This is a genomic window from Burkholderia sp. ABCPW 14 (assembly GCF_001523835.1).
In the GTDB taxonomy this organism is placed as follows: Bacteria; Pseudomonadota; Gammaproteobacteria; order Burkholderiales; family Burkholderiaceae; genus Burkholderia; species Burkholderia mayonis.
On record NZ_LOVS01000052.1, the window covers coordinates 1 to 5,833 of the forward strand.

The following is a 5,833-nucleotide window of genomic DNA, read 5'->3' on the forward strand; positions in this document are numbered from 1 at the left end:
CACCAGCCACCCACCAGGCCCGGTGACAACACCCCCCGGATCATGACTGCGACTGGGGGCGGGAATCATGCCGGGCCTGGCTGGCCAAAACCCCAATTATCGGGGTGTGAAGATAGTAACGGGACGGAAGGATCGTGACGTTCGACGCCTGCCGCCGCAGGTCGCGGCGCTGCCCCGCAAGGGGTGGCACCCACCGGAGTGATGATGCCCCGACGCCGGAGCCCCTCTGCGAAGCGGCGAGCCGGCTTTGTCATGCATGGACACCCCGGTTTGCCAAGTTTCATGTTGCGAGGGTTCGAAGGCCTTGATTGCAGCCATGCACTCGGACTTCAGTACCGAGTGGTGGCAGACTTGCCCCATACAGCCGCATCAGTCGCGACAGCGTCGGGATGACATCCTGCGACCTCAGGCTAGCACCCACCTCGATTGCCAAGCGCTCGCGGATGTATTCATCGATCACGCAAAGCATCTTTAAGACGCGGCCGTCTACCATTGCGCCAGGTTCTCGAGCCTTTAGCAGGATAGGTCGCAAGCGGGCCGTCTGCTGCTGGTCGCATGCAGAATGCACGCGTAAGACGGTGGTAGGATTCCTCACATTTTGACTTGCCCTGCACCGTCGTCTCGTCGGCGAAGACGATCTCGCTGTCGAGTAAGTGATCTCGCATCAGGTTGATGACCGGCTGCACCGCTTCGCCCAGACGCACCACGCTCGCTGCCAACATCTTGCGCGAGATGTCGCCGCCAAAGCGCTTGAACAGTGCCGCGATGCGATACAGCGGCAGGCCAACCATGAACTTCGAAACGACGAACCACGCCAGCGCCGCTTCGGTAAACAGCCCCTTCGGGATGATGCGCGAACGCGCCGGCGTCACCTTCATGTTTTCATCGCAGCGCGGGCAGGCATACTTAACGCGCTCGTGCCGGATCACCCGCACTTGCTGCGGGATGATGTCGAACTACTCGCTGACTGCGACGCCGATTTCGACCAACCATGCGCCCACCCCTAACTGACGCGCGCATAGTGCCGCGCCGCATGCTTGCGCATGGCCGCCAGATCGATGCCGTCAAGCAGCCAATACAACTGCTCGATCGTCAGCTCGAGAACCGTCGTCGCACCGCGCGGCCATACGAAGCGATCGGCTTCGGGCCGCTTCATCATCAGCCAGAATCCGTTGCGCTCCCGCAGCAGCAACTTGATGCGATCGGCTCGCCGGTTGCGGAACACGTATACCGCTCGCGCAAACGGATCGAGTCCCAACGACTGCTCGACCAGCGCCGCAAGTCCGGTAATGCTCTTACGGAAGTCCACTGCTTCGCGGTGCACGTAGACCTTCAAATCAGCATCGAGCCGGAACATGGCAGCGCACCAGCGTCTCGATCATCGTCGACATCAGCGAGGCGTCCTGCCCGTCGCACTCGAGATTGAGCATCACGCCGTTGGGCAATTCGGCAACCAGTCGTGATGACGACGGCAAGCAATGTGCCGATTGCGCAACCTCGATTCGTGTTGAGCGCCGATTGGCGCCAGCCAGCATCGCTTGCTCGCCACCGATTTGAACCACTGGCACAAACGCCGGCGTCTCGCTCTCGATTGCCCGAGCCGCTGCGCCGACGCTTTGCTCACGCTCGCAATCGCTGATCCACTTGCGCAGCAGGTTCACATTCAGCCTGTGATCCAAAGCCATCCGCGCGACCGATACGCCTAGCTGCAAGCATGCCTGGACCAGTTCATGTTTGGCCTGCGGATCAAAACGCCGCCGACGCCCGCCGCGCTCGAAACCTGCTACCAGCCTTTCCTTAAGATCGCTGCCTTCCGCTGACATCACGTCCGCCTCCAAGTTCAAGCGGACACAATCGTCGCCGTTCCAGGCTCGCAGGAGCAAGGCGTCGATGGATGATCGCTTACGAAGCAGTTGCGAAACAGAGTAGGAATAATATAATTAATTATTTACGGTTTGATGTCGATGCCTGCGCGGGGCGGTCCCGCCTCGCTAGGAGAGAGGAAATGACGTCTGACGGCCAAATACCACGCCCTACTGAAGATGCAATTGCTTTTCATCTGGAGGCGCGTATGCTGGGCAATCCGGCCAGCGGCGAGCAGAAGTTCTTGTCTCGCAACGAAGCGCGTCTGCTCGAACTCCTGCTGGAAGGGCCGCAGACGAAGGAAGCTCTAATTCAGCGCGTCTGGGGCGAACACGGCGTTGTTGTAACGGACGCAAGCTACTATCAACTCGTCACGCAGGTACGTAACAGTTTCGAAGAGCTGGGATTGCCCAGAAAACTCATTCACACTATTCCGCGATATGGGCTCGAATTGCTGGCGAACTATCCTGAATTCGACGGCGAGGAGCTCGACGACGAAGCCGAGCTTAACGTAGTTGAAACGCGGCTGGACGATGCGAGTGCGGTGCAAGATGAAAATGCTTTGCGTGCCGACCTACAAGCAATTTCGGAAGCAGCTTTCGATTGCGCTGAGGGTGATCGCGCGAAACCAGTAGTGATCAGTGAGGGCATCGTATCGAAACCGGCCTCGAAGGGGTGGTTTTCGACGTTGTCGACCATGACGCTTTTGCAATATTTGGCGATATTGCTCGCAGGGGCGATCGCAGTGGTGTTCGCCGTCGATTGGCGCGTGTGGCAAACGCGGATGCTATCCGGTACGGCGGAAGCAGCGTGGATAAAGCGCGATGTTTCAGGTATGCAGGTGTATGTAAAGGATCCCACGCTATCAGCGGAGGCTATCGCGACCTATATCTCAAAGGTCAATCCGAAATCTCAATGCGCCGACTCGTCACAGGACATTGAGTATTATTTTGAGGAAACGACAGCGGTGATGCAAATGCTAGTTTATGGATCCAATAGTCGTCTGCCATGCGCTACATATTACTTCTATTGACTGTCGTCGTCACGATTACTGCCGGATACGGCGTGTACCGTCGTTTCGCGGCGGAGGATATCATCAAAGATTCGCTTGTGGCATGTGAAGGAGAAACCATATCTGTATCGGCCAAGGATGGTTTGATGTTGCGTACGCTATTCTATTCGATTTCGCCCCTAGATGGCAGTGCGCAGTTCCGTTACGTGGACGCTAACGGACACGTGTTGGCGATGAGGCAGATGCGACTCGGTCAGACTTCAATTAAGATTTCGCGTGGACGCGTCCTGGTGTCCGGCGTCGTAACGAATTTCGTCGGCCCCGGCGAATTGCCGCAAAATGATCCGTTTCTTCTGCAGGTCCGCAAAGGGAGCCCCATACTGATTGACCTGAAACTGCTCAAAGAGAGAGTTTGGAACGTAGGGCTCGGTGCGCTTGATATCGGCTATTGCGTCATGTACGACTAACGTGTCGAAATAGGAAATCCCGTTCGCATTTTTGTGCAACGAGACGATTGAAATGATCGCTGCTCGTACGTCTGCATAAATCGATCGCCGAACAGGATAGCAATCTGTTCATGGTGGACTGAGCCGCTCGGGAAAAGAGGTGGCCTATGGGTAATTTGTTCTACGCTGGTCCGTGTGGTCAGTACATCCCCCACCATGCATTCCATGGTTAAACTACATCCGACAAATAGTGCCGCTGCGACATTCCCGGGGCGGCCCGGCTACATGCTGGTCAATTTTTGCTCGGCGTAAATACCTGCTTCACTTCCGACGCGCGAACATCCGACAGCCCGCTGCGCGATAAACTACGCATATGATGACCGGCACTGCTGCCAATCCCCCCTTCTCCGTGATAACCACTGACCTCCGCCTGGCTAAAACCTCGCTCGCTCAGCGCATTGCACAAAGACTGGGCAAACGGCTGACTCGACACCATACGCCTACCGAAGAAACTAAGGAAGCGTGGCCACGAGTCCACCTTGGGCGTAGCGGCACGCTGCAAATCATCTCGTCGGAAAGATGTTGGCTCCTGCGCATCCGCGGAGAAGCAAGCTTTGACTCGAAAATCTCTAAAATCTCGATCCAGGCCTCCGGCCGCCAATTGCTCTGCCAGTTCGGCGACGGAAACCTGACCATGCGCCCCTGCCGTATCTGCAGTCAGAATATCCGTGCCCGCCGCGCCATGGCCTGCGATGTAAAGCTTGTCACGCTGCGGATTCAATCGGCTCAGCTCAACTCCGCCCGTATTGCTGCGCACCTCCATATTCTGGAGCATATCGGCATTCCGAATCAGCTCTTTGGCATGACTCATGGGATCGCAATATCGCCGATCGATTTCCTGGTCGGACAGTTTTTCTCTACGCCGCATTCGTTCGATGCTCTCCAGCGTCGTCATACCATTGCCGCGGTACTGCGCCTCTATCCGCCGCTTCAACCCTTGCAACTGATCCCGAGCCGCGTCATCCTGTACGATCAGCGGAATAGGACTCTTACCCTTCTGAACTCGCATCTTATTGTTGCACATGCACTGCATAACCACATCCGGAGAGACAAAAGGCAAATACAACGCTGCTTGCCGATTAGCACCTTGCGGCGACGAGGGGCCGGGCAACGCGTACTTGGATACCTCAATTACCTCCCCTGCTCGCGTCGACTGCCGGTCGCTTGGTCTCACAATGCCGACATGCTTGATCCCATAGGCGAGCGTGCCCTCGTTCGAGCTACGGTGTGAACCGGGATCAGATGCCGCGTTTGAACGGATTGACTGCTGGTGATGTGAAGTTCGGTTTATCAACGGCATTGTGAGTTTTCCATTTGAGAAAAGAAACGGGGCAATTTCAATCGCATCGCAATGAATAATACGTGACTGGTGTTTAAGTCACTTTCAAAAAACGACCGCGATGGAGAACCTGCATAAATCGCTTGCGGATGTGCTTGGCAATGACGGTCGGGCAAGCGAGTATGTAACGCATGAAACAAACTGACCTTGGACTAAACTTGTCGACGAAGCGAATTCACAAGCGCGAATTCCTGGACGAGATGAATCGTTGGTGCCGTGGGCCGATCTGGTGTGTTGATCGCCCCATACGCCCCGAAAGGCAAGCGCGGTCGCCCGCCGTTCGCGGTCGAGGCGATGCTGCGCATCCACTTCCTGCAGCAATGGTTCGGCCTGTCGGATCCGGCGATGGAAGAAGCGCTGCATAACGTACCGCTGTACAGGGAGTTTGCCGGGCTGGACAACTGGACGGTGCGACTGCCCGACGAGAGCATCATCCTGCGGTTTCGTCACATGCTGGAAAAGCACCAGCTGACCACGCAGATTCTCGGATCAACGAGATCCTTCGCGACAAGGGGTTGACGCTGCGCAGGCACGGTGGTGGACGCGACACTGGTCAGCGCCTTGAGTTCGACCAAGAACGCTTCGGGCGAGCGCGGCCCGGAGATGCACCAAAGCAAGAAAGGGGACCAGTGGTACTTTGGCATGGTCGCGTCGTCGAGGAACGAGAGCGACATCAGTTCCTCGACGGCCATTCGATCGATTCGCTTGGGCCAGTCCCAGTCGAAGTCGGTCAGGATCTTGAACTTGCCCAGTTTCGCGGCACGGATACGTCGCTGCAGCGAACGCTGCGTGCGCTCGCCCTCTTCCCATTGCAGCAGCGGCGCGAGCCACGCGGAGCCGCCCACCTCGGACCAGTGCTCGACGAGACCGTTCAGACGCAGCATCGACCATGTGCTTGAATGGTCAATCTGGCGGCGTACCCACCAATGGCGTGCTCAGCAGTCCCACTATCGAAACCGTGGATGTACCCCTCCAGGTGAACCGCCCCGGATTTGGTGGAGGCTCGAACTCTTGAGAGAATGGAGCCATGAGCAAGAAGCCAAGCAAGTTTTCCCCGGAAGTCCGGGAGCGCGCAGTCCGTCTGGTACGAGAGCAGCGTAGCGAGCATCCGTC

At 57.2% G+C, this 5,833-nt stretch carries 5 protein-coding genes and 4 pseudogenes; 3 read left to right on the plus strand and 6 right to left on the minus strand.

The features are described 5' to 3' along the window. Positions 1–355: 355 nt before the first annotated feature. From WS62_RS36070 to tnpA, 4 genes and pseudogenes are all read right to left on the minus strand, one after another. Positions 356–493 (minus strand): annotated as a pseudogene (locus WS62_RS36070) (IS3-like element ISBcen23 family transposase); the annotation flags it as partial. A gap of 115 nt (positions 494–608) precedes the next feature. Then, positions 609–998: pseudogene (locus WS62_RS06935) on the minus strand (transposase); the annotation flags it as partial. A 5-nt stretch (positions 999–1,003) separates the two neighbouring features. Beyond that, positions 1,004–1,357: an IS66 family insertion sequence element accessory protein TnpB gene (gene tnpB / locus WS62_RS06940; RefSeq protein ID WP_066569406.1), complete on the minus strand. Its 354-nt coding sequence runs from the start codon at positions 1,355–1,357 to the stop codon at positions 1,004–1,006. Next, positions 1,338–1,823, minus strand: coding sequence for an IS66-like element accessory protein TnpA (tnpA, locus tag WS62_RS06945; protein ID WP_066569420.1), 486 nt, complete (start codon positions 1,821–1,823; stop codon positions 1,338–1,340). The genes tnpB and tnpA overlap by 20 nt, the downstream gene beginning before the upstream one ends. Before the next feature lie 182 nt (positions 1,824–2,005). Between tnpA and WS62_RS06950 the strand changes: the two genes are divergently transcribed. Next, positions 2,006–2,896: a winged helix-turn-helix domain-containing protein gene (locus tag WS62_RS06950; RefSeq protein WP_197422779.1), complete on the plus strand. Its 891-nt coding sequence runs from the start codon at positions 2,006–2,008 to the stop codon at positions 2,894–2,896. 32 nt (positions 2,897–2,928) lie between these two features. Continuing rightward, positions 2,929–3,342, plus strand: coding sequence for a hypothetical protein (locus WS62_RS06955; protein WP_156440896.1), 414 nt, complete (start codon positions 2,929–2,931; stop codon positions 3,340–3,342). 271 nt (positions 3,343–3,613) lie between these two features. On the opposite strand, the gene WS62_RS06960 is transcribed toward WS62_RS06955, so the two are convergent. Continuing rightward, positions 3,614–4,681, minus strand: coding sequence for a hypothetical protein (locus WS62_RS06960; protein WP_156440897.1), 1,068 nt, complete (start codon positions 4,679–4,681; stop codon positions 3,614–3,616). 170 nt (positions 4,682–4,851) lie between these two features. Here WS62_RS06960 and WS62_RS32830 point away from each other — a divergent pair. Continuing rightward, positions 4,852–5,371, plus strand: a pseudogene (locus WS62_RS32830) (IS5 family transposase); the annotation flags it as partial. 56 nt (positions 5,372–5,427) lie between these two features. On the opposite strand, the pseudogene WS62_RS37945 reads toward WS62_RS32830, so the two are convergent. Continuing rightward, positions 5,428–5,604, minus strand: a pseudogene (locus WS62_RS37945) (AAA family ATPase); the annotation flags it as partial. Positions 5,605–5,833 lie beyond the last annotated feature (229 nt).